The sequence below is a fragment of the Schaalia cardiffensis F0333 genome (assembly GCF_005886435.1).
Lineage (GTDB): Bacteria > Actinomycetota > Actinomycetes > Actinomycetales > Actinomycetaceae > Pauljensenia > Pauljensenia cardiffensis.
The window spans coordinates 1,688,556-1,714,569 of sequence record NZ_CP040505.1; the positions used below are offsets into that span (position 1 = coordinate 1,688,556).

Here is a 26,014-nt window from a genome sequence, read left to right on the forward strand (position 1 = left end):
GGGATTCTTGTTCAGTTACACAAGGGGTCTTAGAGAGTCGAACTCGCCCGGATCACGAGTTCTGGATCAATGGTGACATCCTCAGCCCTGCCGCCCTCCATGAGTGAACGCACAAGACGCACCCCAGTGCGCCCCAAGCGGTCGAAGGGCTGACGGATCGTCGTCAGGGGCGGCGTATAGCAGTCGGCGCCATCAACATCATCGAAACCGACGACGCGCACATCCTCGGGGACTTTGGCACCGCGCTCATGAATGAGGCGCATCGCTCCCAAAGCGAGTTGATCGTTCGCACATTGAAGCGCTTGAGGCAGATGCGAAAGGGAGCGCATCGCGTCATAGCCATCGTGAGCGTTCCACGAGAAGGACTCAATCACCTGGCCCTCCACGCCCGCCTCTTCGCAGGCCTGCGTAAAGCCCTGGCGCCGCATCACCGCATCCGACCAGTTCCGAGGTCCGGCGATATGCACGATATCGGACACCCCCTGACGCAAGAGATGCTCAGCTGCTAGCCTCGAGCCTCGAACATTGTCAATGGACGCCGTCGAAATCCCCTCGAGATTCTTCTCCGAGGACAAGAGCAGGCAGGTGGGAATCCTCTTACCGATCTCAATCGCAAGCTCAACACTCGGATCCTGGCCGGCCAGAATCACGACCCCGTCCACGTCAAAGGGGGCGACCTGCGTGTGCAGCGCACCATCGGGACGGTATGCGTTCGACAAGGAGACGTGATACCCGGCTTCAGAACCCGCATTGAGGACGGAGAGCAGGACTCTGCCGTGCCCATGGAACATCGGCGCGGCAAGCAGAACGTGCAAGACGCCCGTCTTCTTCGATGCGAGTGCCCGGGCCGCATAATTTGGCCGATATCCCATCTCATCGAGGAGAGCGGAGATCCTCGCCCTCGTCGCATCCGCGACTTCCGGGTCTCCTCGAACGACGCGCGAAACTGTGTTCGTGGAGACTCCGGCGTTGGCCGCAACGTCAGCGAGAGAGACCTTCTTAGGGCTTGGAGGGCGCGTGGACATGGGTCTTCGCTGTTTTCGCAATGAATGCGCTGCGCTGGGCGGGATCGAGATGCCCGAGGGTTTCAAGCTGGGCGATGAGTGAACCAAGGGTGGAGGCCTCGATCGGGCCACGGATCACGGTCACGCCGGAAATACTCGCGGTCAGATCACACAAGAGACGGTTGCGGGCCCCTCCGCCAACGAGATTGAGCTGTTCAGGGCGAGTGCCCGTCACCTCGGAAAGCTCATCAATTGCTCTGGCGTAGCGTCGGGCGAAGGATTCGATAATGAGGCGCACATATTCAGGCATTGAGGAAGGATGAGGGGCTCCTTGCTCGTCAAGCGCAGAATCGATCTTCTCTCGCATCTCCCCCGGTTCGGCGAAACGTGGATCATCAGGGTCGAAGAATGCCGTGCAAGGCGCGCATTCTCGAGCCTGGGCGACAAGTTCATCCGTGTCGGTGGGAGTGCCTTCGCGCTCCCACTGACGCTGAATCTCCTGGAGGATCCACATGCCGGTGATATTGAACAGAGGACGCACTCCCCCGTCCGTGCGAGACTCGTTCGTCACGCCGAGCTCATAAGCAGCATCGCTGATGAGCGCATGATCCTCGAGTGCACCAAGAACGGACCAGGATCCGCACGAGAGGAAGTAGGCGCGAACGCCCTCGTCAATGGGCAGGCCGTGGACGGCGCAGGCCGAGTCATGGGCTCCACCGCGGACGACGCTGAGCCCCTCAAGACCCGGGACGGTGCAGGGCCCGACAATGCTCAAATCATCGTTGAGCTCGCCGAACCAAGAGCGCGGGATCCCCAATCGCGCGAACATGTCATCGTTGAAGCGCGAGGCTCCGGGAACGCACAGGCCCGAGGTCGAAGCGATCGAACGCGACCATCCCTTCACGCCGGTGAGTTTCCAGGCGAAGTAGTCAGGCAGGAATAGAACACTTTCCGTCCGCTCGGCCAGTTCAGGATCTTCGATGGTGAAGGCGAAAAGCTGATTCGCAGTGTTAATCGTCGCAGGCTGGTTCCCCGACATCTCGAAGAAAGAACGGTCATCAATGCGGGAACGGAACGCCTTGAGGGTGCGGGTGGTGCGCTCATCACGATAGGCGCGGGCAGCACCGCATCTTTCCCCCTTCGCATCAAGGGGCACGAAGTCCACGCCCCAGGTGTCAACGGAAACGCAGACTGCGTCGGGGAAGCGAGCGACCGCCTTCTTCAATCCCTCGAGCGTCTGCTCCCACATCGTGTCGACATCCCAGATCAAGGAGCCAGAATCATCACGAGTCGCCTGGTGCTTGAAACGGTGAATCTCCTCCACCTCAAGGCGTCCGTCAAGGATCGTACCCGCGATCACGCGGCCCGAAGCCGAGCCGAGATCGACTGCGAGTGCAGTGGTCATGTGTCTCTTGCCTTTCGATGTCGAGATGGGGCGTTTCTTCTCACCCGGGAGCGTGAAACACTGGGCTCCAGGCTTCAGTATCCGAGCTAGGCGCTGCACCTAAGGTAGATGCTCTGTCCGACTGGGCGGTGCGCCCAAGGTAGGCGCTGCGCCCAAGTGAGGCGCTTCTTTGCGCCGGAGGTGATTCGTCTTCGAATCGATCCGAGGGTGGGTGGGCCCCTCGGCGGGGCCCACCCACCAATCATGAATCAGCGGTAGAGCGGACCGAACTCCGCGCAGGCACGGTAGTCGGCACCCTCCGGATCGGCAGTGCCGAACAGAGACCAGGCGCGCGGACGGAAGACCTGATCCTCAGGGACATTGTGCATATTGACCGGGATGCGCAGCATCGATGCGAGGGTGATGAGCCTCGAACCGATGTGTCCGTAGGAGATCGCACCGTGGTTCGCACCCCAGTTGTTCATCACGTCGTAGACGCTCTTGAAAGCGCCCTCACCTGTGAGGTTCGGAACGAACCAGGTCGTGGGCCACTCGATGTTCGTCCGTTCTTCGATCGTGGTCGCAACCTCATCGGGCAGCTCAACCGTCCACCCTTCGGCGATCTGGAGGTAGGGCTTTCCGTTCACGAGGTTGATGCGCACCATAGTGACAGGCATTTCGCCGGAAGTGCGGAAGTGGGTCGAGAAACCGCCACCGCGGAAGTAGCCAGTCGAAGCCGGATGGAAGGTTGTGGCCTCGAGAGTCGCCTTCTGGTCATCTTCGGTGATCTCCCACCAGGGTTTGATGACGTTCTTGCCATCACGGGTCGCCTTGCCAGCCCCATCCAGGGTCGTCGAGCCCGAGTTGCGCAGGTCGAGGAAGCCGACCGCAGCGCGGCCTTCGGGCTTCCAGCCGGTGACGCGCTCAACGGCTTCCGGGCTCCAGTAGGTGCGAACATCGGAGAAGATCTGAGGCGTATTGGTCAGCAGGTAGTTAAAGAGCATCGACACACCGTTGAGCGAGTCGTTCTCGGTGGCGAGGACATTGGGCTGACGCGGCCCGTTCCAATCGAAGTTGGTGTTGAGCAAAGTCTCCATGACATCGCCATTGGGGAAGTGATCGGTCCACTGGCGCTGCCCCTGGAAGCCCGCAGCGATTGCGCCGTGGCCACCGGCCTCTTCTTCGAAACCGAGTTCGGCGAGGCGAGGGTTGCCCTGCATGAGATCACGGCCAATGAGCGTCATCTTCGTGACGAACTTCCACCAGTCCTCGAACTGCTCAGGCTTCTGCCATTCTTCGGGGTTCCAGTCCTTGCCGAGGGTGAGGTTCTCACGAATCCACGCGTATGCCTTCTCGTACTCCTCCGGATCGTAGATACCCTCTTCGATGCGGCGAGTGAACTCGGACATGTCAATGTACTCATTGCGCATGCCGAGGTAGGGGCCGAAGAACGAGGGATCAACCATGGAGCCCGCAATACCCATGGCGACACCGCCCATGGACAGGTAGGACTTGCCCTTCATCTGAGCAACGGCGAGGCCTGCGGTTGCGTAGTCAAGGAGACGAGCGCGAACGTCCTCGGGAATGGAATTGTCGTCGCCGTCTTGCACATCCTTGCCGTAGATGCCAAAAGCGGGGATGCCCATTTGCGCGTATCCGGCCAAAGCTGCGGCAAGGTAGACGGCACCGGGACGCTCCGTACCGTTAAAGCCCCAGATGGCGTGCGGCATTGCGGGATCCATGTCGGTGGTTTCGGTGCCGTAGCACCAACAGGGAGTGACGGTGATGGTCAGACCGACATCGTTCTTGCGGAACTTGTCAGCGCAGGCTTGGGCTTCATGGACGCGGCCGATCGTAGTGTCGGCGATGACACATTCAACCGGGGTGCCGTCGGTGTAGCGCAGGTTAGCAGTGTAGAGCTCGGCGACGGCCTTCGCCATATTCATGGTCTGCTCTTCGAGCGCCTCGCGCACGCCCTGACGACGTCCGTCAATTGCGGGGCGGATTCCGATACGGGGGTGATCAGTCATTGTCTGTGTTTCCTTAATCGATTGTTCCTTAGACAGCGGGGTGGCCACACCCCTCGGATTCCAGATGCGAGTGGCAGGGGCGGGCCTGTGAAAAGGCCCGCCCCTTCACGCTCACTCGTAGAGGTTCGGCTTGATCTCGTCCGAATCGATGTTGGACTTGTCGTACCAGTAGAAGCCGGAGTCAATGGTCTTCGGCAGCGCGATTCCGTTGATCGCCTGAATGGCGGCGGTCACGGTCTTGTAGCCCATGAGCTTGGGAGCCTGGGTCACAGCACCCGCCTGAGAGCCGTCCTTGATCGCGTTGATCTGGGTCTTGCCGGAGTCGAAGCCGACGACGACGAGCTTCTTACCGGACTCGGTGGCACCCTGGATCGCACCGGAGGCTGCGGCCTCGTTCGAGCCGTACATGCCGACGATGTCGGAGTTCGCCTGGATGATGGCCTTCGAGGTATCGGCGGCCTTGCCGACCTCGCCTGCGATCTGCTCATCGAGGAGCTTGAGGCCGGAGGGAGCGTTCTTCTCGAAGTAGTTCTTGAAGCCCTCGCAGCGCTGCTTGCCGGTGGTGGAGGTCGCATCGTGGCAGACGAGGCCAACGGTGCCCTTCTGTCCATCGAGGAGCTCGATCATGTGCTTTGCGGCCTCTTCAGCGGCTGCGTAGTTGTCGGTCGAAACCGTGGTGAGCGGAAGGTCGGAGTCGACACCGGAGTCGAACGCAACGAGAGGAATCCCGGCAGATTCAATCTGGGTGAGGAGAGGGCCCGCAGCGCCCGAATCGAGGGCCGCGAGGCCAATGGCTGCAGGCTTCGTGTCGAGGGCAGCCTGGAGCTGGTCGAGCTGCTGGGTCACCTTCGTCTCATCGTCGGGGCCGACGAACTGGATCTTGTAGTTGAACTCGGTACCGGCCTGTTCTGCACCTTCCTTCACTGCCTGCCAGAAGCGGTGCTGGAAGCCCTTGGAGACGAGGTAGATGGTCTTGGAGCCATCGCCCTTGGGCACCTCAGTCGATTCCGTGACGGTCTCAGAAGCACCGCTCTTGTCTGCGGCGGCGGTGTCGCTAGCGGCCGAGTCGGTGGAGGTCGAGCAGGCGGCGAGGCCGAAGGCCATGGAACCGGCGGCGGCGACGGCGACGATACGTCCGATGGGGCGCATGTGTATTCCTTTCATGGGGGCGGTCAGACCTTTGTCTGCCCTGTGTTGTGTGGACGGCGATGTCCGTTGTTGTGTGGACGACGATGTCCCTTGGGAAAGATCTCGAGGATCAGGCGGCGTTTTCGCGGGCTCGACGGATGTTGTCGATGAAGACTGCGAGGAGAACGACGACACCGGTGACAACCAGCTGCCATTCGGAGGCGACGCCCATCATCGTCAGGCCCTTCTTCAGGGTCTCCATGATGAGCGCACCGAGGAGGGCACCGGGGATTGAGGCGCGACCGCCGGAGAGCGAGGTGCCGCCGATGACGGTTGCTGCGATGACGTTGAGTTCGAAGCCAACGCCTTCAGCGGGCTGGACGAATCCGAAGCGCGCGGAGTAGAGGATCGCGCCGATCGCCATGAAGACACCGGCGACAACGTAGATGATGACCTTCCACAGGCGCACGTTCACGCCCGAAAGACGCGTCGCCTCTTCATTGGAGCCGATTGCGAGAGCGTAGCGGCCCAAGAGCGTCTTGGACAGGAGGAAGGCGGCGAGGATGGTGAGCAGGACGAAGATGAGGGCGGCATTCGTCAATGTGGCGCCCCCGACGGTCGGGAAAAGGCTGCCGGTCGACAGGGCGATGTAATCCTTATTCGCGATCGAGATCGTGGACTTGTCAGAGATGATGAGCGCGAGGCCGCGGGCGACCATCATCATCGCGAGTGTGGCGATGAAGGGAGGAAGGCCGAGGATCGAGATGTTCACGCCGTTGATGAGGCCGACGAAGGCACCGAAGAGGAGAACGAGGATCAGGCCGACTCCCAGGGGGAGGTTCATCCAATCGGCTGACAAGAAGACGCCCGCCATGACTGCGACGAGAGTCATGCCGGTGCCGACGGACAGATCAATACCGGCAGTTGCGATGACGAAGGTCGCACCCAGCGCCATGACACCGATGTATGCGGCCTGCAAGAGGATGTCGGTGAAGATCTTCGCCTGAGCGAAGTTCGGGGCTGCGAACATGAAGTACGCATAGATGATCACCAATGCAATGAAGACCATCACGAGCTGCATGTTGGACTTGATGAAGGCGGCCACCGGATTGGTGGGCTGCTGCGCCTTGACGGTAGCGGTGGTCACGCGACTACTCCATTCGCTTCTTCCTGACCGACGGTGGCCAGTTCCATGATGTTTTCCTGGGTGGCGACCTCATTGTCGAGGGTGCCAATGATGCGCCCGTGGGCCATGACTGCAACTCGATTCGCGAGGCGCAGAACCTCTGGCAATTCGGATGAAATCACGATGATCGCTTTGCCTTGCCTGGCGAGTTCCTCAAGGAGGGTGTAGATCTCATCCTTAGCGCCGACATCGATGCCTCGAGTCGGTTCATCGAAGATCAAAATGTCCGAGTCGCGCACGAGCCACTTCGCGATGACGACCTTCTGCTGGTTGCCGCCAGAGAGGGAGCGGAGTTCGGCTTCGACGCTCGGGGTGCGGGTGCGCAGCTTTTCGACGTAGTCTCGAGCGACCTTGGTGATCTTCCTGCCGTTGATGATGCCGCCCGTTGTAAAGCGGTCCATCGCGGCGAGCGCGGTGTTGAAGGCGATCGATTTGTCGAGGAGGAGGCCGTATTGCTTGCGGTCTTCGGAGAGATAGCCAATGCCGTACTTCACACCGTCTGCGGCGTTGCGGATCGAGACTTTCTTACCGTTGATGGTGATCTCGCCTTCGGTATGAGGATCGGCTCCCGACAAAGCACGGGCGACCTCGGTGCGGCCTGCGCCGACGAGGCCGGCAAAGCCGAAGATCTCGCCCTTCTTCACTTCGAAGGAGACGTCGTGGACGGCTTTTTTCGTGGAAAGGTGCTCGACTTTGAGGACTGCTTCATCGGAGAGGGGGCGGGTTGTGGGACGAGCGTCGGCGGGGACCTCGCGCCCGACCATGAGGCGAATGACCTCGGACAAGGGGGTCGTTTCGGTTTCGACAGTTCCCACGTATTGGCCGTCGCGGAGCACGGAAATGCGGTTGGTGAGTTCCTTAAGCTCGGGCATGCGGTGGGTGATGAAGATGAGGCCGGTTTCGGGGGTGATGAAGTTACGAACGAGTTCGAAGAGGGACTCCGTCTCGGTGGTCGTGAGCGGCGCAGTAGGCTCGTCCATGACGAGGATCTTCGTTTCCTCGTAGGAGAGGGCTCGGGCGATCTCAAGCATCTGCAGGCGAGCAACGGTGAGGTCACGGCACACGTCGTTCGGGTTGAGATCCATGTTCAGGCGCTCGAAAAGGGCCTTGGCATCCCTTACCATCTTACGGTCGTTGATATAGCCACCCTGGTGGGAGCCTGCGCGACCGATATAAAGGTTCTGAGCGACCGTGAGGTCGGGAATGATATTGAGCTCCTGATGGATAATGCTCAGCCCAAGGTCACGCGCGTGGTTCGGCCCCTTGAGATTCACCTTCTCACCCTGCAGCCAGATCTCACCTCCCGGATCTGCCTTGTGAATACCGGTGAGTACCTTCATGAGCGTCGATTTACCGGCGCCATTCTCACCGCAGAGTCCCAGGATCTCGCCGGCACGAAGGTCGAGGTCCACATCGGACAACGCCTTCACACCGGGGAAGGTCTTGGAGATCCCCTTCAACTCAAGCAAGTTCGTCACTTTTCACCCCTCGGGTACCGGCCACGGCTATGTGTCCGGAGTTTTGTAAGCCACAACTCGTTAACGCTAACGAAACGGGTTACGACGATCACCTTCATTGGTGTAGGGCAAGCGTACGACACTTGGAAGCATCAACAAAATCGAGGACGGCACCTCGTTACCCAATCGTTACCGCTAACGATTTGTGGTGGAGCACACGGCATCGCAGGCTCAGAGATGCCCACAAGTCGGACACAACCCCCATACAGCAGGCCCCGCAGGCTCAGGCACGCCCACAAGTCGGACACAGGCCACGCATAACAGGCAGATTTCCGACCTCGACCTGGGGTTTCTTCTTTACTCCGGGCTATCAGGTTCGACTTGTGGATCGCTGACATAGGAAAGAGGCTCCTAGGTGGTGGTTCCGGCACCTTAAAGCCGCTTATGCGCCTACTCCAACCCCGCGCTCGTGAACTGGAGGCACGAAGTGGCTCACCCCCTATCTCCTCGACCACTCCAACCCCGCCCCCAGCGGGGATTGAGGCTTGGGGGCTGTCGTGATGGAGCTTGCCGTCCCAGCCCCTACCCTCCAGGGACTGGGAGGAACCCCCCACCAGCGTCTGCAGAACGGTCCCCAACCCCCAGCCTCCGGGGACTGGGGCTCGCGGGAGCTCATCACAGTCCTCGGGTGTCTATTTCCCTCCAGCGCCCAGGGGGAAGGAGGCGCTCATGATGTTCTGGACGCTCATCCCAGCGACTTCTCCCCGCTCCTCTGGGGGAGAAAGCAAACTCCGATGCTTCGGAACGCGACGGGAACACTTTTCCCCGCCCCCTCACAGGGGGAGAAGTCCCGATATCGACGAGAGACGCGGGGATCTGCACACTTCTCCCCGCCCCTCAGGGGGAGAAGTCTTCTCCGCGAGCATCCCCTGCCAAGGTCTATGCCGCCCCAATCAGTGCGCCGCGACGGAAAATGCCATGCACCTCTGCGGCCTGCATCCCCATGATCTCGACACGGCAACGGGGAAAACACGAGTTAAGCCCGGCCATCTGTGATGACCGGGCTCTTTACGCTCCCGCGACTGGATTCGAACCAGTAACCGTCCGATTAACAGTCGGATGCTCTGCCGTTGAGCTACGCGGGATTGCGACCTGACAAGTATGGCCGAGCAGCCTCGATCTTGGCAAATCTGGGGACGGTGGTTCACGCCACGCCTACTATCCAATCGGTACCGCCCCTCCCGAAAGGCGATGCTCGAAGCGTTCCAAGCGGATCCCATCGATTCCCTGCTCTCAGCACGATTCTCCCCCGCCCTCGTCCTTCAGGCACCAACACAGATGCTTGACCGCTCCTAAGTGCTCTCCGCCGGGCTCACCCACCCCCGAGCACCATTCACCCTGTTCGCGTCCCCCGATTGTGCTTTCGGCAGAATTGAAAGGTGACGAGCACCGCCGAAAACCCATTGAGGGTCCTCCGAGTTAGCATCCAAACGCGCACAACAACCCCGATTGTGCTCTCGGCGGAGGTGAGTCGGAAAGGAGAACGTTGAGATCATGACTGGGGTCGACCAAGCGCCCTGCACCCAGTGTTGCTCCTCACAGTGTCGTAGTGAGTCTTCGGGGTGGCGTTTGGGCGCTGTCCGTGAAAAAGATGGAGACCCCGCAACAAGCAGGCACAGCACTCCCCTTTTCAAGCCCGAACGACACGCCAGAGAATGCTTCTTCAGTCAAGCGGTAGCCTGGCCGCTAGCGCAGCGGGCAGAAGCACTTATGATCCCGCTCTTCGCCAAAGCAAGTCCCCTGGCCCTAGCGCGCCGAGCAGAGGCTAGGAAGGCCGAAACGGCCGGGAGTGAGCCTACCTTGCCCATTAGCGCGCTGGGCACAAGGTGTTCCGTGCGCTGACTTCGATCTTTGGATGCACCCTGGTCCCAGCGCACCGGGCAGAAGCTCGCAAGAAGAAGCGGCTCGCAAGCTCGGCAGAGGTCTCCTTGAACCCTTCGATCCAAAGCAAAACGAGACTCCCGCCTCCGCTGAACTCGCGTTTCCCCCTAGACGCTTCCAAGACCGTCAGGCACTACGACACTTCTACTTACACACTAAGCTCGTACTTTCCCCTGACGGCGACGGAACCCAGACACACCAAACGGCACACACAAGATGGTGCCCCGGGAGGAGTTACTCCTCCCGGGGCACCGAAGACGATGAATCGTCGAGAACCATCCCCTCGCAAGAATCTCAGAGTCTCACTAAGGGAGCAGGATCACTTAAGGGTGACCTTGCCGCCGGCCTCTTCGATATCAGCCTTGGCCTTCTCGGCGTCTTCCTTCTTGGCGTTCTCGAAGATGGTCGAGGGGGCGCCGTCAACGAGATCCTTGGCTTCCTTGAGGCCAAGACCGGTGAGGTTCTTGACAGCCTTGACGACCGCGATCTTCTTTTCGCCGGCGGACTCGAGGACGACCTCGAACTCCGTCTTTTCTTCCTCAGCAGCGGCTTCGCCGGCCGGGGCGGCGGCAACGGCCACGGCGGCCGGAGCGGCGGCGGTGACGTCGAAGGTCTCTTCGAAGAGCTTGACGAAGTCAGAGAGCTCGATGAGGGACATTTCCTTGAAAGCTTCGATGAGCTCGTCGTTGGAGAGCTTTGCCATGATCGGCATCCTTCCTATTGGGCCTGCTTCGCGAGCAGATATGTGGAGTGTTCCGGACGAATTTCGCAGCTCGGGCTGCCGATTCTTCCGGGGCCTGTCGCGTCAGGCCGCTTCGCCCTGCTTTTCGCGCAGAGCGTCGATGGTGCGCACAGCCTTGGAGGGCAGTGCGTTGAATGCGTACGCCGCCTGGGACATCTTGCCCTTGAGCGCGCCAGCGGCCTTGGCTAGCAGCACCTCGCGGGATTCGAGATCCGCAAGCTTCTTGACACCCTCAACGGACAGCGCAGCGCCGTCCATCGCGCCCGACTTCAGGACGAGCTTCGGGTTCTCCTTGGCAAAATCACGCAGCGCCTTGGCGGCCTCGACGGGCTCACCGGAGACGAAAGCGATCGCCGTCGGACCCTTGAGGTCCTCAGCCAGGAAGTCGAGTCCGACCTCCTTGGCCGCGAGGCGCGCCAGCGTGTTCTTCACCACGGCGTAGCTCGCGTTGTCGCCCAGTCCGCGACGCAGCTGCTTGAGCTGGCCAACGGTCAGGCCGCGATATTCGGTCAGCAGGACGGCGTCAGACGCGCGGAAACGCTCCACGAGTTCAGCAACCGCTGCCACCTTGTCAGACCTCGCCATGGTCCTCCTTCCAGATAGTTGACCCCGGACAATGCGAATGCCCGACACGCAGGATCGTGTCGGGCATGAATGTCCGTGTCACCCTGGGGCGACTCACTCACCTGCGTCGGCTGCTTTCGCATTTCGTACCCGGTCACCCGAGTATCCGACGGTCTTCGGCCTTTGCAGGCTACCAGCGACGAGGACGAGGACGCCAGTCGCGGGCCTGTGGTACCAGACACTCGTGCTTGTGCGAGCTATCAGTTCGTAGGCGCCGGGCCTCAGCACTATGTTCACCTTGGCGTGGCTTCATGGTGCGAGGCCGCTTATTCGCACGCGACGGCGCTTTTCGGGTTTCCATTGGTCATCATAAAGTGCGGGCACGGCGCATCCACGCGACGGGAGCCTTCGAGATGGCTTCCCTGGCCACAGGGTGGCTGGAGGCAGCATCCGCGCGCGATGCGACCCTTTCGGTTCAGTCTCAGGGATATGTCGCGACTCTTCTGCAGCATCCGCCAGCGACGCTGAGCTTCGCGTTGATCAAGACCTCGCCACATGCAGGCTGCGGCTGTCATTCGCATGTGACGACGTTCTTGCTCTTAACGAGGGAAGGCTCGGTACCACTTGCCCCAATGCGCCTGAACAGCTCATTCTTCCTTAGCAGATAGGGAGGGATGCCAGCCATTTCAGGCTTTCGCACAGGTGAGTCACGGGCAAGGGCCTGAGGCTACTTCGAAAGAGCCCTCCATGTACACGGGCAACTAAGCGGCAAACACAAGATTCGCGGGGCGAAAGCACTCAGCTTTCGCCCCGCGAACTTCAAAAATGAATCCCGAAAAAATCAGGAGATCACTCAGCGACGTTCTTCGTCTTCGTCGGGTCAACGGGGATACCCGGACCCATCGTGGTGGAGACGGTCGCCTTGGAGATGTAGCGGCCCTTGGCTGCGGCCGGCTTCAAGCGGAGGACCTCTTCGAGGACCGCCGCGTAGTTCTCCGCCAGCTGCTCGGCCGTGAAGGACACCTTGCCGACGATGAACGCGAGGTTTGCGTGCTTATCGACGCGGAACTCGATACGACCGCCCTTGATCTCCTTGATCGCCTTCGCGACGTCCATGGTGACCGTGCCGGTCTTCGGGTTCGGCATGAGGCCTCGGGGGCCGAGGACGCGGCCGAGGCGGCCGACCTTGCCCATGAGGTCCGGGGTGGCAACGGCGACATCGAAGTCGGTGTAGCCCTTGGCGACCTTCTCAATGAGTTCGTCGCCGCCGACCTCGTCAGCTCCGGCGTCGATTGCTTCCTGCGCGCGCTCGCCAACGGCGAAGACCAAGACCCGGGCGGTCTTGCCGGTGCCGTGCGGCAGGGAGACGGTGCCGCGCACCATCTGATCGGCCTTACGAGGATCGACACCGAGTCGCAGGACGACCTCAACGGTCGAATCGAACTTGGTGACGGTGGTCTCCTTGGCCAGCTTCATGGCCTCGAGAGGGGTGTAGAGGACGCCCGCGTGGATCTTCTCCGCTGCGGCGCGGTAGCTCTTGGAGCGCTTCGTCATGCTGCTTCTTCTCCTTGCAGTCGTGGGTTCCGGGCAGCGCCTGCCCTACCACTGGGATTTGGTCTGGGGGGATCAGTCGGTGACGGTGATGCCCATGGAGCGGGCGGTGCCGGCGACGATCTTGGTGGCGGCCTCAATGTCGTTCGCGTTGAGGTCGACCATCTTGGCCTGCGCGATTTCGCGGGCCTGGTCCATGCTGATCGAACCGACCTTCGCCGTGTTCGGGGTGCCGGAGCCCTTCTGGACGCCCGCAGCCTTCTTGATCATCTCAGAGGCCGGAGGGGTCTTGAGGACGAAGGTGAAAGAGCGGTCCTCGTAGACCGTGATCTCGACCGGGACGATCGAGCCGCGCTGCGACTCGGTCGCAGCGTTGTAGGCCTTCGTGAACTCGACGATGTTCACGCCGTGCTGGCCCAGTGCGGGGCCGACCGGCGGAGCGGGGGTGGCGGCGCCGGCTGCGATCTGAAGCTTGATCAGGCCGGTGACCTTCTTCTTCGGTGCCATGTTTCGGGTCTTTCTTTCTCTGTTCCGCGACGACGGTCGCCGTCGCGGACGTACGATCGTTCACCGGCTTGAAGGCACAGTGAACCCAGTACGCACGAATGTTGATGATATCGCGCACCCGAGCCCGTTCCCAAGTCCGGGTGCCGGAGGTCACTCCTCGCGTTTGGTGACCTGTTCGAAAGCGAGTTCGAGCTCGGTTTCGCGCTCGAAGATCGTGACGAGGACCTTGAGCTTTTGAGCCTCGGGAAGGATCTGCGAGATTGTCGCTTCCATTCCTTCGAAAGGCCCCTCGACGATGGACACGACCTCGCCGGTTTCGAAGGCCACGCGGATCTCTTCCTTGACGGCGGCAGCCGGAGCAGCCTGAGGCCCGGCCTCTTCGAGGATGTTGAACTTGAGGAGGTCGACGACCTCGTCGGTGGAGAGAGGAACCGGGTTATGCTGATCGCCCACGAAGCCGGTGACGGCGGGGGTGTCTTTCACGACGCGGTAAGAGTCATCGTCGAAGTCCATGCAGACAACGACGTACCCGGGGATGCGGACGTGGCGCACCCTCTTCTTCACCGAGCCTTTGAACTCGTTGATGTACTCGTCGGGCACCTCGACACGGAAGATCTTCTCCTCCATGTTCTGGCTGGCGATGCGCTGCTCAAGATTCGCCTTCACCTTGCGCTCATGACCCGAGTAGGTGTGGATCACATACCAGTCACCCGGGATCATCATGATCTCGCGGCGGAAAGCCTCGAGGGGATCAACAGCCTCCTGGGCACTGTCCTTTTCAGCTTCAGGGGCAGTGTCGGCTGCTTTCTCCGTGGGAGTTTCGACGGCAGCTTCTTCAGCGGCATTGAGCGACTGCTCGGTCTCGTCCTCGAACTCGATTGAGTTCTTGTCCTCGTTCACGCATTCCTCCTGGCGCCGGATATCCGACTCTCGGGGCTGACGGCTCGTAGAAGAAACCCGCCTGCAGATTCCTGCGGGCGGGTCCGTTCGGCGTCAGCCGAAGATCAATGCGTTCAGTTTACCGAATCCCAGATCAAGAAGCCCGGTGAAAGCCATGATTGCCGCCACAAAAACGATGACGACCACGAAGTAGGTCTGAGTCTCTTCCCCAGTCGGGTAGGTGACCTTCTTCATCTCGGCGATCACTTGAGTGATGAAGACCCAGATACGACGAAAGATATTCGGCTTCTTCTGTGATTCCTGCGAAGACGCATCGCGAGCCCTGGTAGGTCCGGACTTCGTACGATCCGCGGGCCCGGAAACGTCCCCGGCCATCGTGTGTGCCATGAGAGCCTCCTGTCACCTTTCGTTCTGGCAGGGCAGGCGGGACTCGAACCCACAACCGCCGGTTTTGGAGACCGGTGCGCTACCAATTGCGCCACTGCCCTACTGCAGATCTGCCGATCCGCAGGCCCAAGAGTATCGGCAAGCTCTGAAGGTGTCCAATCCAGCCGGGCTCGCCGGCGGGATTTGGGGAGGCACACACAGTTTCAGACGTGCCCGCACGGCGATACAGGTAAAACTGGGCGCGCCTTCAGGCGGCTCCCTCGTGCTCGAGCCAGCTCTGTGCACCCCTTGAGGCGGCCCACAGACAGACACGCCCACCCCTCTACAATCACCCCTTCATTCACATACGAACGCACGCACACTGGCGTGGAGTCGAATGGCCCGATACTTCCCTGGGGGGCATATATTCAGGGCCTCCATACAAGGCTTTTTCATGCCAGAAAAATGCGCCGAAGATGGGCGAGGTACGGCTTTTCATTTTCTATACGTCGCAAGATGCCCGCCATCCGCGAGCGCCCAGGCGACACCTAGACGACTACGTCCACAGGCAATATGACCGGCTACAGCACCAAGGAGCCTCCCGCCAAGGAGCCTTACGCCCACACGCGCTCGAACCATACTCCCGCTTCCCAGTCCTCGGCATCGACATGCGTCCCCGCTCATATCTCGGTTCACCCTTCCACCACCTTCTCGCTCATGCGACGATGGAGGCATGAGCACACGCCCTCGTTCGCGGATCTCCGCACGTTTCGCTGCCATCACTCCTTCGGCCACCCTTGCCGTTGACGCGAAGGCCAAAGCCCTCAAAGCCCAGGGACGCCCCGTCATCGGATTCGGTGCGGGCGAACCCGATTTCCCGACCCCAGAACCGATCGTCGAAGCGGCCGTGCGCGCTGCCCGCGAACCCGCGATGCACCGCTACACGCCCGCCGCTGGTCTGCCCGAGCTGCGCTCGGCAATCGCCGAAAAGACTCTGCGAGACTCCGGATACGAGGTCGATCCCACTCAGATTCTCGTGACCAACGGCGGCAAGCAGGCCGTCTTCCAGGCATTCGCCTCCATCCTCGACCCTGGCGACGAGGCCCTCCTGCCGACCCCCTACTGGACGACCTACCCCGAGGTCATCAAACTCGCCGGCGGCGTCACCGTCCCCGTTTTCGCCGGCGCCGAGCAGGACTACAAGGTCAGCGTCGAACAACTCGAAGCTGCACGCACCGAGCGCACGAAGGTCCTCCTGCACTGCTCGCCTTCGAATCCGACGGGCAGCGTCTACACCCCCGCCGAAACCAAGGCGATCGGCGAGTGGGCCCTCGAGCACGGCATTTGGGTGATCACCGATGAGATCTACGAGCATCTCTTATACGAGGATGCCGAGCCCGCTCATATCGTCAAGCTCGTTCCCGAACTCGCCGATCAGAGTCTCGTCCTCAATGGAGTCGCCAAGACCTACGCGATGACCGGTTGGCGAGTCGGCTGGATGATCGGCCCGGGAGACGTGGTCAAAGCCGCGACCTCCTTCCAATCGCACCTGACCTCGAATGTTTCGAATATCGCGCAGCGGGCCGCCCTCGAAGCCATCTCAGGTCCCCTCGACGCCGTGTATGAGATGCGCAAGGCCTTCGATCGTCGTCGCCGCACCATGATCTCCATGCTCTCTGAAATCGAGGGCATGACGGTCCCCACTCCCAAGGGTGCTTTCTACGCCTACCCCAGCGTCGAGGGCATTCTCGGCAAGCGCATTCGAGGCACGGTCCCGACTTCCTCCGCGGAGCTCGCCAATCTCATCCTCGACGAGGTCGAGGTCGCGCTCGTCCCAGGTGAGGCTTTCGGTCCCTCTGGGTTCCTGCGTCTGTCCTACGCACTTTCAGATGACGACCTCGTCGAAGGCGTCAGCCGGGTTCAGAGCCTCCTCGCAGAAGCGCAGTGATCTGCGTGGGCTGAAGGCTGAAGCGGCCGCGGTTGTGTCCTGGTAACGCGATTGCCTGAGCCGGAAAACACGCTTGCCCAGACAGGGGGCGCTGCGGCGCACGAGGGCGAGGCGGGAAGCACTTCTCGTCTCGCCCTCGGTTCATCTCCTCTGAAGGACCCCCGCCCATTGTGATTCCCTCCCCTGAATGGAGGGGTTCACGACAAGTGGAGGGGGTATAGCCCCTCCACACACCGCTAAACCCTCCACTCATCACCGCCCATCATCGCCTCCACTGTGAGCCCCTCCCTGGCCAAGCTCCGCTCAGCGCCCTCGGTAATGCGAGAAGGACGAGGGACGCATGAACAGCCATAATGGAGCAATGGAGATCCGTTACCGCCGCGCCGACCTCGAAACCCCTAAAGGAAGCGTGCTCCTATGCCACGGATACGCCGAACACTCCGGACGATATCTGCCACTTCAGGAAGCCCTCCTCGCCGCCGGATACGACATCGCTTTCTACGACCACTACGGCCACGGCACCGCACCAGGCCCACGCTCGCGCGTCGACGTGGGAGCCCTCATCACAGACCACCTCGACGCGCGCAGGATCGCCCTCGCCCATTCGCGCACGGACAGCCTCTTCCTCTTCGGACACTCCATGGGAGGCCTGATCACCGCTGCCTCAACAATCCTGGAACCGAAAAACCTTAGCGGCACGGTCCTCACCGGCCCCGCCCTGCGGCCTCTCCCCGACGTTCCCGCGTCCTCGGCCCGAGCTCTGCTGCCCCTAGCGCGCCTCGCACCCGGACTGATCATCACGCCGCCTCGTCAACCGGGTTCCCCTTCTGCCCTTTCGCGAGATCCACGCGTCCAAGAGGCCTTCGACGCCGACCCCCTGTGCTACACAGGCGGCGCCCCGCTCCTCACCGCCACAACCATGATCCTCCAAGGCGACAAGACCCTGCGACGCGCAGAGCGGGTCAAGACCCCCATGCTCGTCCTGCACGGCAATGCGGATACCCTCGCCTCCCTCAATGGCTCGCGCGCCTTCGTTCAAGGGGTGCTCGCTGCGAACCCCGATGCGGATGTCCACCTGCGCATCATTGACGGCGCCTACCATGAAGTCCTCAACGAGCCCGAAGGTCCCGGTCTCATCCGTGACATTGTCGCGTGGCTGGACATGCACTAATGCCTCCGCTTCCTCGTATCCGCGGACCCGAGTTTCCCGCTCAGCCGGTCCTCACCACCGCGCCTGCAACACCGCCGAACAGGCGCGAGCTGCGCCTACTCCCCAAAGCGCATCTGCATTTGCACTTCACCGGCGCGATGCGCCCGCAGACCCTCGTGGATATGGCGCTCGAACAGGAGATCCGCCTGCCCGCTCATCTGCTCGATGTGGATCCTTTGAAAGTGCCCGCCGATGGGCGGGGCTGGTTCCGTTTCCAGCGCTCCTACGACGCGGCCCGTCACCTTGTTCGCTCGGAGGAGAGCATGCGTCGCATTGTGCGCGAAGCCGCCGAGGACGAGGCCGCGGAAGGCTCAGTCCGCTTGGAGATCCAAGTCGACCCGACCTCCTACGCCCCCTGGGTCGGAGGCATCACCCCCGCTCTCGAGATTGTTTTGGACGAGGCGAAACTCGCATCGGCCAGGACCGGAGTCGAAGTCGTCGTCATCGTGGCGGCCTCGAGGATGCGGCACCCCCTGGATGCGAGGACTCTCGCCCGTCTGGCCGCCCGATACGCAGGAGACGGTCCCGGTGAAGTTGTCGGCTTCGGACTGTCGAATGACGAGCGAATGGGCCAGACCTCGGCTTTTTCCGCGGCCTTCGGCATCGCCCGACGAGCGGGGCTCGCGGCCCTGCCCCACGGTGGTGAACTGCTCGGCCCCGAGTCTGTTCGCGAGGTCGTTACCTCTTTGAATCCGCACCGACTCGGACATGGTGTCCGAACAAGCGAAGACCTAGAACTCCTGGACCGGCTCATCGAAGCGGGAATCGCTTTCGAAGTCTGTCCCACATCGAATGTTCACCTAGGGGTGTATCAGGATTTCGGCTCGGTGCCACTGCCACTGCTCATGGGGCGCGGCGCGACGATCGCCCTGGGAGCTGATGATCCCCTTCTCTTCCACTCGCGTCTGCTCGAACAGTATGCGAATGCCCGCGAGGTGTTCGCCCTATCGGATCGTCAGCTCGCCGACCTGGCGCGCCAATCAATCGCGGCTTCGCTTGCCTCGCAGTCCTCGAAGCGCAGGTGGTACGCCAGAATCGAGGAGTGGGTGTCGAGCGAAGCACCCGGCGCTGATTTCAATGTGTGATGCCGCCGCTGACGAAAGGTCTGATCCCTCCTACGGCTGCCGGAGGCTCACTGTGGCAGGCAGAGCGACCGGGCTTACACCTGATCCTGAGGACACGTAGTGAAGCGCCCACTGCACGATCCGCGAAGGTGAGTAGTGAAGCTCCTAGCGCTGCCCTCGCCATGTGATCCGCGAGGGCAAGCGGTGAAGCTGTGCCGTCTGATCCTAAGAGCGAGTAGTGAAGCGCCCGCCTCAGCTCTTCACCACGTGATCCCCAGGGCGAGCGGCTCAGGGACGAGGTGCACACCGAAACGCTCCTCCACCCCTTCTCGGACCCTAAGCGCCAGCTCCACAACTTCTGCTGCACTCGCCTGCCCCCGATTCGTCAGGGCGAGCACGTGCTTGCCAGACAGCGCGGCCCCGCCCTCGCGAGCCCCAGGAATCGAATACCCCTTCGGGAAGCCCGCATGGTCAATGAGCCACGCGGCGGAAGTTTTGACACGTCCATCTGCTGTTGGGAAGCGGGGCGCCTCGGCGGGGAGGAGTTCGGCCGCCTGCGGAGAGAGGATCGGGTTCGTAAAGAATGAGCCCGCGCTCCACGAGTCGTGATCCTCGGGGTCGAGGACCATGCCCTTCGTGCGGCGAAGCGCCAAAACAGTGTCCCTGACGATCCGAGCCTCGGCGCGCTCCCCCTGCTCAATGCCGAGGCGCTTGGCGAGCTCACGGTACAGGACCGGGGATGACAGAGGGGAAACTTCGAGGAGGAAGGTCACTTCGAGGACGATCCAACGGCCCGAAGGCCCCCAGAGTCTCCCATTCTCATCGCCCGTGTGGATGGAGCGTTTGATGATGGACTCGCGATATCCGAAGGCGAGCTCCTCGGCGCCAAGGGTTGCCTCTTGTTTCTTGTGTCGATCCCACACCCGCACCTCGAGCAGAGTTTCACCGAGCTCATGGCCGTAGGCACCGATGTTTTGGACGGGAGCGGCACCCACGGTTCCAGGAATCCCTGAGAGGGCTTCGAGGCCGGAAAGGCCTTCATCGAGACTCCAGTCAACGAACTCGTCCCAAGTCGTTCCAGCACTTGCCGTCACGCGGCGAGTGGCTCGGCAAGGCCCTTCAGGATCGTGCGGTTCCGCCTGCGCTCTGGTGGATGCCGGAGTCTGCTCGATGTGGATCTCGGAGCGCAGATCCTTCACGACCAGCCCCTCAAAGCCCTCGTCACAGGCCAGGAGATTCGATCCTCCGCCGATCACGAGGAGGGGTGTCCCGGCCTCGTCCGCCTTCTTGATCGCGTCGATGAGGGCGGCGCGATCATCTGTGGCGAGGTAGTCGCGGATCGGGCCCCCGACGCGGAAGGTCGTCAGCTCGGCAAGAGTCGGAATCGTCATGGGGGATCCTTGAATCGGGTGATGTCAACGGGTGGCGGATGCGGCGTCTGAGGAGGCGTAGCCATTGGGGTTCATCGACTGCCAGCGCCACGAGTCCGCGCACATGCGCTCAATGCCAAACTCGGCCTTCCAGCCGAGAATCTCGGCGGCCTTCTTCGGATCCGAATAGCAGGTCGCGATGTCTCCGGCTCGGCGAGGGCGGATCACGTAGGGCAGTTCGCGTCCGCAGGCCCCTTCGAAGGCGTGGAGGACCTCGAGGACCGAGTAACCCTGGCCGGTGCCGAGATTGAAGACTTCTGAGCCGTTGCGCCCCTGCATCCATTCGAGGGCCTTGACATGCCCCTTCGCAAGATCGACGACGTGGATGTAGTCGCGTACGCCCGTGCCGTCGGGGGTGTCGTAGTCATTGCCGAACACTTGGAGAGCTTCGAGCCTGCCGACGGCGACCTGGGCGATGTAGGGGACGAGGTTGTTCGGGATCCCATTCGGGTCTTCGCCGATGAGACCGGACTCGTGGGCACCGATCGGGTTGAAGTAGCGCAGGAGGACGACGTTCCACTTCGGGTCTGCCTTCGCGATGTCGATGAGCATCTGCTCGATCATCCACTTCGTCCAGCCATAAGGGTTCGTGGGGATTCCTTTGGGGCATTCCTCTGTGATCGGAATGAACGCCGGATCGCCGTAAACGGTTGCTGAAGAGGAGAACACGATCGATGTGCATTCATGCGCGCGCATGACCTTGAGGAGGGCGAGGGTGCCGGAAATGTTGTTCTCGTAGTATTCGAGGGGTTTTTCCACCGACTCGCCAACGGCTTTCAGACCCGCGAAGTGGATCACCTGGTCGATGTGATGGCGGGAGAAGACCTCGTCGAGAGCATCCTCATCGCGAGTATCCACCTTGTAGAACGGGAGAGGCTTGCCAATGATCTTCTCTATGCGCGCAAGACTGGTTTCATTCGCATTCACCAGGTTGTCAACGACGACGAGGTCGAAGCCGACGGCGTCCAATTCAATGAGAGTGTGTGAGCCGATGTAACCGATGCCGCCGGTGACGAGGACCGTGCTCTTTTGTGAAGCCATGTTGTGCCTTTCAGTCGCGCAGATCGAGAACTCCTCGGGCCTCGAAGCTCGTGCTCGGTGCCACGAAGCCCGGTGTCGTCTCTTTTCATCCTACTCTGAGGGGTTTCGGCGATGCTGGAGTGCCTCTGCGCTGATCGGCACAGAGTCTGATCCCCTTGGCCTCCTGCCAGTGCCCCGGCCCTGTGGTCCCAATTCTCGCCACAGCCTCCACTCGCGACAGAGGAGGCACGTGAAGAGGTCGAGGGCGCAAAGAAAGGGGGGCGCTGGCAGCGCCAGCGCCCCCTCCTCACAGATCTCAGGCGTTCTCCTTCGCCCAGACCTCCTTGTAGAAGTCCTTGAGTTCAAGGAGCGAAGCCGCGTCCTCGTCGATGATGACGAGAACATCATTGTGGTACTGCAGGGCGGTCGCGGGCCAACGCTGCGACACGCCTCCCTCGATCATCTCTTTGACAGCCTGGGCCTTGCCCTTGCCGGTCGCGATGAAGACGTGAGCGCGCGAATCCATGATCGTGCCAATGCCCTGGGTGACGCAGTGGGTCGGGACCTGGTCGATGTCGCCGTCGAAGAAACGCGCGTTGTCACGGCGGGTCTGCTCCGTCAGGACTCCCACGTGGGTGCGAGAGGACAGGGAACCACCGGGTTCGTTGAAGCCGATGTGGCCGTCGGAGCCGATGCCGAGAACCTGGATGTCAATGCCGCCCGCATCCTTGATGGCCTGGTCGTACAGGCGCGCCCCCTCATCGAGGTCCTCGCACCAGCCGTCGGGGCCGTGTGCTGCGCCCTCGGCCATGTCGACGCGGCCAACGAGGTGACGGCGGATGAAGTTCGCGTAGCCCTCGAAATGGTCCTTCGGCAGGCCAACGTACTCGTCGAGGTTGAAGGACTGCACTTGCGCGAAGGAAATCTCTCCTGCCTCGTAGCGGCGAACGAGCTCATCGTAGAGCGGGATCGGAGAGGATCCGGTCGCAAGGCCGAGAACGAAGTTCGGCTTGTCACGGTAGACCTCGCACACGCGATCAGCGGCGAGGCGTGCGATTTCTTCTTCATTGTTCACGATGGCGATGCGCATCGTCATTCCTTTCTTTTGGCGACAGGCCAACTCTAGGCCCTATCCTCATCGGTGTTGTTCGGCTGGACAAGATGATTCCCCAGCCCTGTGCTCCGCATGGGCGTTAGCCGATTCAAGGCATGTTGTGATGAAGGAACGGATTGTGTCCTTCATCCGTTCCCATGTCTTCGTCGGGGGCACGGTGGTCCACCCGTGGACCGTCCCTGCGAAACTGTGAAGATCGACTGCGACTCCGCTGCGCACCAGGTCCCAAGCCCAGGACACGGCTTCGTCTCGCAAGAGGTCCGCAGTGTTGACCGCTACGTAGATCGGCGGAAATGGGCGACGGTCGCGCCCCATCGGCGGGCACACCTGCCACGGCTGCGCTCCCCCCGCCTGATAGTGGCCCCAGGAGATCGCGGCGGTGGGCCGCGGCCACACCGGAGCATCCCGGTAGTCGTAGGAGGAAGCGCTTACCAGCAGCGGATTCAGGCAGGGTTCGAGGGCGAGCACTCCGCTGACCCTCGCAAGTTCCTCATCTTCAAGAGCTTGGAGGGCCTGGTAGACGAGGCCGGCCCCGGCTGAATCTCCCATGAGGAAGAGCGGCGCGCCCCGGTGGCGTCGCATTGTCTCTCTCAGGGCTGTGAGTACATCATCTCGGCCCGCGGGGAAGGGATGTTCGGGTGCGAGGCGGTACTCGGGGCTGATCGTGATGACTCCGCAGCTCTTATCGGCCAATAGGGCCGAAGAGAAGTCCGTGATGAGATCGATATTGCGAGGATCTTCGTAACGGGCCTCCCCGAGCATGTAGCCGCCCCCGTGGACGACGAAGAAGACGAGGGAGCTTTCCCGCTCTTCGTATCCCATGACCCGGCATTCGATTCCGTTGAAATCCTCGACTGCGAGCGAGAATCCTTCGGGCAGTTGCGGGGCGGTGAAGTTCCGGGCCGTGAACTCGCGCGATTCACGGTATTCGCGCCGCCCCATCTCCGGGTCGGCGAAGGCTTTGAGCGCCTGCTCGGATTCGTAGTAGGGGCGTGCGAGGGGGAAGGCGGGGCAGGCTTCTTCGAGGAAAGCGGCCACGGCTTCGAGGTCGTGGGCGGTTTCGCCAATGAGACAGGGGATGTCCCTGCCCGTGAGAAGGGGGATTGCGCGGGTGGTTGCCCCGGGTGTTGGAGTACTTCCCTGAGTATGTCCTGTGTTGAAGGCTCCGGGGCTTCTCGCTTCCCCGGCGTTCGCGAGCGCCTCATGCGCGGGCATCGCGGCCCCAGGCCCCTCGCCCCCGGGCGCTCCACTTTCGGGCGCCTCATCGAGGACGAGGGCGAGGACGCACTGGGGAAGCTCACGGGCCACCGCCCGGGCGAGCCTGGCCCCCTGTCCAATCCCATAGAGGATGGCCGCCCCCACGGGGGCGTTGAGGAGACGTTCCATGACGAAACGGCAGGCAGCCGCCTCGTCCTCGGGTATGGGTTTCGGAGCGTCCTCACCAAAGGAATCGGACGCGCCCTGACTCCCGGGGTGCTCTTCCAGTGAATCTTTACTCCCCACAAGCTCTGGCGAAAAACCCCGCCTCTCGGCGAGCGCGGCAGACGAGTTCGCAGCTGTGAAGGATTCGCAGACGATGACCCGCCACTGATCCTCGAAACGCTCACGCAATCCTTCAGGGGCCTGCGCTTCCCCATCGGGGTCGGCGAATGCAATGATGCTGCCGCGCTCAGGGGCTCCTGACACGAGGTAACGACAGGTCATCGTCTGAAAATCCTTGTCACTCGGCGCGTCTCGACGGGCCTCAGCGCTTCTCGACCGCGTCCTTGAACCAGGTGGTGATCGACGTCGGATGCGTGATCCCCGTGCCGACGATAACAGCGAAAGCACCCGCGTTCATGGCCTCAACCGCATCCTGAGGCGTGTGAATACGGCCTTCGCAGATCACGGCGGCATCCGGGTAGGCGGCAACGATCTCCTTGAGGAGCTCCAGATCGGGGCCCACGCTCTTCTCACGATCGCCCGTGTATCCGGCGAGAGTGGTCGAAATGATGTCTGCCCCGGCCTCGTAGGCCGCTTTTGCATCCTCGAAAGAGCCACAGTCAGCCATGACGAGAGCACTCTCCTCGTGGAGGATCTGGCAGGTCTCAGCGAAAGTGCGTCCATCAAGACGAGGACGCGAAGTCGCGTCGATCGCGACGATATCGCAACCGGCCATGATGCAGGCGCGAGCGTGACGCAGGCTCGGGGTGATGTACACGCCCTCGTGGCCTTCCTTCCACAGGCCGATGACGGGGACCTCGACGCGTCCCTTGATCGCGGAGATATCCGCAAGACCCTGACAGCGGATGGCGGCGGCTCCACCAATCTGGGCGGCGCGGGCGATCTGGGCCATGGTTTCGGGGTGGCGCATCGGCTCACCCGGGTAAGCCTGGACGGAGACGATGAGCTTTCCGCGCAGGGATTCAATGAGTTCGTGCATGGTGTCCTCCCACAGTGTGTCGCTGCTCCAGATGATGCGATGCAGCGGGTGTTTCGGTGCGGCGGGTTGTCGTCTCAGGAAGAGGCGATCTGATTGAGATAGTGGATGAAGGCTCCCAGAAGGGGCGCGTTTGAGCCAAGAGAACCCGCCACGATCTCAAGATCGGCGACGGCGTTCATAGCAGAGGCCCTGTAGCCTTCACGAAGAGAAGCCCACCAGGCCTCGCCGGAGCGGGTCATCGAACCAGAAAGGACGATGATCGCGGGGTCCACGCAGTTCGCGAGGGAACCGAGGGCCTCCCCCAGTGCATAGGCGGATTCGGTGAAGCACGCCGCTGCGAGTGGGTGGCCGGAGTCGGCGAGTTCTTGGAGTCGACGTCCGTTAAGAGCCTTTGGGTCTTGCGTGCTGCGCCGCGCCTCGTACCAGGCGGTGATTCCCGAGCCCGAGCAAAACGCTTCGATATGTCCCATGCGCCCGCAAGAGCACAGCATCTCGGGCGCGAAATGATGGTGGATGTGTCCGAGGTGGCCGGCGAGATTGTGACTGCCGAAAACGACTTCCCCGTCGTGGATGAGGGCCCCACCGATCCCGGTGCCAACTGCAACGGATAGGACCGTATCGTGTCCCACTCCCGCACCCAGGCGGGCTTCGCCCAGACCGTGGGCGTGCACATCGTTGAGAATCCACACGGGGCGCCCACTGGCTTCGCGCAGCAGATCACCCAAATCGGTTCCGCCCCATCCGGGCATTGTGTTCGTTGCGGAAACGATCTTCCCCGTTCGAGGGTCGACGACGCCGGCGCTGGCGACCGCGACACCCTTAATCTCGGGGAACGAGGAGGAGGTGGAGGCAACGAGTTCGCAGATTCGGGAGGCGACCTCGGCTCCGCCTTCGAGCGCCAGGGTGGGGATGCTCCCCGACTCTGTGACTAAGAGCTCCTCGCCGACAAGGGAGATGATGGCCCAGCCGACTTTGGTGCCACCAATGTCAAGGGCCAGGAGAGGGAAGGACGAAGCCTTCAGTTCTTCAGACACTATGAGCTCCTT

General features: G+C 61.8%; 22 protein-coding genes and 2 tRNA genes. 3 read left to right on the forward strand and 21 right to left on the reverse strand.

Annotation, left to right across the window (positions count from 1 at the left end):
* Positions 1 to 29: 29 nt before the first annotated feature.
* The 15 genes from FFA61_RS07045 to FFA61_RS07110 form a co-directional block, all read right to left on the reverse strand.
* Positions 30 to 1,025: a LacI family DNA-binding transcriptional regulator gene (locus FFA61_RS07045; protein WP_005963520.1), complete on the reverse strand. Its 996-nt coding sequence runs from the start codon at positions 1,023 to 1,025 to the stop codon at positions 30 to 32.
* Positions 1,000 to 2,409 (reverse strand): rhamnulokinase, encoded by a 1,410-nt coding sequence (locus tag FFA61_RS07050; protein ID WP_005963519.1) that lies wholly within the window; start codon positions 2,407 to 2,409, stop codon positions 1,000 to 1,002. Before FFA61_RS07050 ends, FFA61_RS07045 begins: the two co-directional genes overlap by 26 nt.
* A gap of 248 nt (positions 2,410 to 2,657) precedes the next feature.
* On the reverse strand, positions 2,658 to 4,418 hold the full coding sequence (locus tag FFA61_RS07055; RefSeq protein WP_005963518.1) for an L-fucose isomerase: 1,761 nt from the start codon (positions 4,416 to 4,418) through the stop codon (positions 2,658 to 2,660).
* Positions 4,419 to 4,529: 111 nt separating this feature from the next.
* Positions 4,530 to 5,567: an ABC transporter substrate-binding protein gene (locus FFA61_RS07060; RefSeq protein WP_040313629.1), complete on the reverse strand. Its 1,038-nt coding sequence runs from the start codon at positions 5,565 to 5,567 to the stop codon at positions 4,530 to 4,532.
* Positions 5,568 to 5,676: 109 nt separating this feature from the next.
* Positions 5,677 to 6,693, reverse strand: coding sequence for an ABC transporter permease (locus tag FFA61_RS07065; protein ID WP_005963515.1), 1,017 nt, complete (start codon positions 6,691 to 6,693; stop codon positions 5,677 to 5,679).
* A complete protein-coding gene (locus tag FFA61_RS07070; RefSeq protein ID WP_005963513.1) occupies positions 6,690 to 8,210 on the reverse strand; it encodes a sugar ABC transporter ATP-binding protein in 1,521 nt (506 codons plus the stop codon). Before FFA61_RS07070 ends, FFA61_RS07065 begins: the two co-directional genes overlap by 4 nt.
* Positions 8,211 to 9,262: 1,052 nt before the next feature.
* Positions 9,263 to 9,334, reverse strand: a tRNA-Asn gene (locus FFA61_RS07075).
* 1,115 nt (positions 9,335 to 10,449) lie between these two features.
* Positions 10,450 to 10,833 carry a 50S ribosomal protein L7/L12 gene (gene rplL / locus FFA61_RS07080; protein ID WP_040314080.1) on the reverse strand — a complete coding sequence of 128 codons (384 nt, stop codon included), beginning with the start codon at positions 10,831 to 10,833 and terminating at the stop codon, positions 10,450 to 10,452.
* Positions 10,834 to 10,935: 102 nt separating this feature from the next.
* The gene (gene rplJ, locus FFA61_RS07085) at positions 10,936 to 11,457 is read right to left on the reverse strand and encodes a 50S ribosomal protein L10 (protein ID WP_005963508.1); all 522 of its coding nucleotides are present in this window, start codon (positions 11,455 to 11,457) and stop codon (positions 10,936 to 10,938) included.
* A gap of 93 nt (positions 11,458 to 11,550) precedes the next feature.
* Positions 11,551 to 11,724 carry a hypothetical protein gene (locus FFA61_RS09205; RefSeq protein WP_005963506.1) on the reverse strand — a complete coding sequence of 58 codons (174 nt, stop codon included), beginning with the start codon at positions 11,722 to 11,724 and terminating at the stop codon, positions 11,551 to 11,553.
* A gap of 561 nt (positions 11,725 to 12,285) precedes the next feature.
* Entirely contained in the window at positions 12,286 to 12,990 is a 705-nt protein-coding gene (gene rplA, locus FFA61_RS07090; protein ID WP_005963502.1) for a 50S ribosomal protein L1, read from the reverse strand.
* Positions 12,991 to 13,062: 72 nt separating this feature from the next.
* Positions 13,063 to 13,494 carry a 50S ribosomal protein L11 gene (gene rplK / locus FFA61_RS07095; protein WP_005963500.1) on the reverse strand — a complete coding sequence of 144 codons (432 nt, stop codon included), beginning with the start codon at positions 13,492 to 13,494 and terminating at the stop codon, positions 13,063 to 13,065.
* Between the two features lie 150 nt (positions 13,495 to 13,644).
* Positions 13,645 to 14,394 carry a transcription termination/antitermination protein NusG gene (gene nusG / locus FFA61_RS07100; protein ID WP_005963498.1) on the reverse strand — a complete coding sequence of 250 codons (750 nt, stop codon included), beginning with the start codon at positions 14,392 to 14,394 and terminating at the stop codon, positions 13,645 to 13,647.
* A gap of 93 nt (positions 14,395 to 14,487) precedes the next feature.
* Positions 14,488 to 14,781 (reverse strand): preprotein translocase subunit SecE, encoded by a 294-nt coding sequence (gene secE, locus FFA61_RS07105; protein ID WP_005963496.1) that lies wholly within the window; start codon positions 14,779 to 14,781, stop codon positions 14,488 to 14,490.
* 25 nt (positions 14,782 to 14,806) lie between these two features.
* Positions 14,807 to 14,882: transfer RNA gene (locus tag FFA61_RS07110), tRNA-Trp, on the reverse strand.
* Positions 14,883 to 15,493: 611 nt separating this feature from the next.
* On the opposite strand from FFA61_RS07110, the gene FFA61_RS07115 reads away from it, so the two are divergent.
* The 3 genes from FFA61_RS07115 (at position 15,494) to FFA61_RS07125 (ending at position 19,003) form a co-directional block, all read left to right on the forward strand.
* The gene (locus FFA61_RS07115; protein WP_005963495.1) at positions 15,494 to 16,708 is read left to right on the forward strand and encodes a pyridoxal phosphate-dependent aminotransferase; all 1,215 of its coding nucleotides are present in this window, start codon (positions 15,494 to 15,496) and stop codon (positions 16,706 to 16,708) included.
* A 340-nt stretch (positions 16,709 to 17,048) separates the two neighbouring features.
* Positions 17,049 to 17,879 (forward strand): alpha/beta hydrolase, encoded by an 831-nt coding sequence (locus FFA61_RS07120; RefSeq protein WP_005963491.1) that lies wholly within the window; start codon positions 17,049 to 17,051, stop codon positions 17,877 to 17,879.
* Positions 17,879 to 19,003 carry an adenosine deaminase gene (locus FFA61_RS07125; protein ID WP_005963489.1) on the forward strand — a complete coding sequence of 375 codons (1,125 nt, stop codon included), beginning with the start codon at positions 17,879 to 17,881 and terminating at the stop codon, positions 19,001 to 19,003. The genes FFA61_RS07120 and FFA61_RS07125 overlap by 1 nt, the downstream gene beginning before the upstream one ends.
* A gap of 239 nt (positions 19,004 to 19,242) precedes the next feature.
* On the opposite strand, the gene FFA61_RS07130 is transcribed toward FFA61_RS07125, so the two are convergent.
* The 6 genes from FFA61_RS07130 to FFA61_RS07155 form a co-directional block, all read right to left on the reverse strand.
* Positions 19,243 to 20,373 carry a UDP-N-acetylmuramate dehydrogenase gene (locus FFA61_RS07130; RefSeq protein WP_005963487.1) on the reverse strand — a complete coding sequence of 377 codons (1,131 nt, stop codon included), beginning with the start codon at positions 20,371 to 20,373 and terminating at the stop codon, positions 19,243 to 19,245.
* A gap of 24 nt (positions 20,374 to 20,397) precedes the next feature.
* Positions 20,398 to 21,453, reverse strand: coding sequence for a UDP-glucose 4-epimerase GalE (gene galE / locus FFA61_RS07135; RefSeq protein ID WP_005963485.1), 1,056 nt, complete (start codon positions 21,451 to 21,453; stop codon positions 20,398 to 20,400).
* A 295-nt stretch (positions 21,454 to 21,748) separates the two neighbouring features.
* A complete protein-coding gene (gene nagB / locus FFA61_RS07140) occupies positions 21,749 to 22,522 on the reverse strand; it encodes a glucosamine-6-phosphate deaminase (RefSeq protein WP_040314075.1) in 774 nt (257 codons plus the stop codon).
* Between the two features lie 45 nt (positions 22,523 to 22,567).
* Positions 22,568 to 24,250, reverse strand: coding sequence for an alpha/beta hydrolase fold domain-containing protein (locus tag FFA61_RS07145; protein ID WP_005963482.1), 1,683 nt, complete (start codon positions 24,248 to 24,250; stop codon positions 22,568 to 22,570).
* 40 nt (positions 24,251 to 24,290) lie between these two features.
* A complete protein-coding gene (locus tag FFA61_RS07150) occupies positions 24,291 to 24,968 on the reverse strand; it encodes an N-acetylmannosamine-6-phosphate 2-epimerase (RefSeq protein WP_005963480.1) in 678 nt (225 codons plus the stop codon).
* 74 nt (positions 24,969 to 25,042) lie between these two features.
* Complete coding sequence (locus FFA61_RS07155) at positions 25,043 to 26,002, reverse strand: ROK family protein (RefSeq protein WP_005963478.1); 960 nt, start codon at positions 26,000 to 26,002, stop codon at positions 25,043 to 25,045.
* Between the last annotated feature and the right edge of the window lie 12 nt (positions 26,003 to 26,014).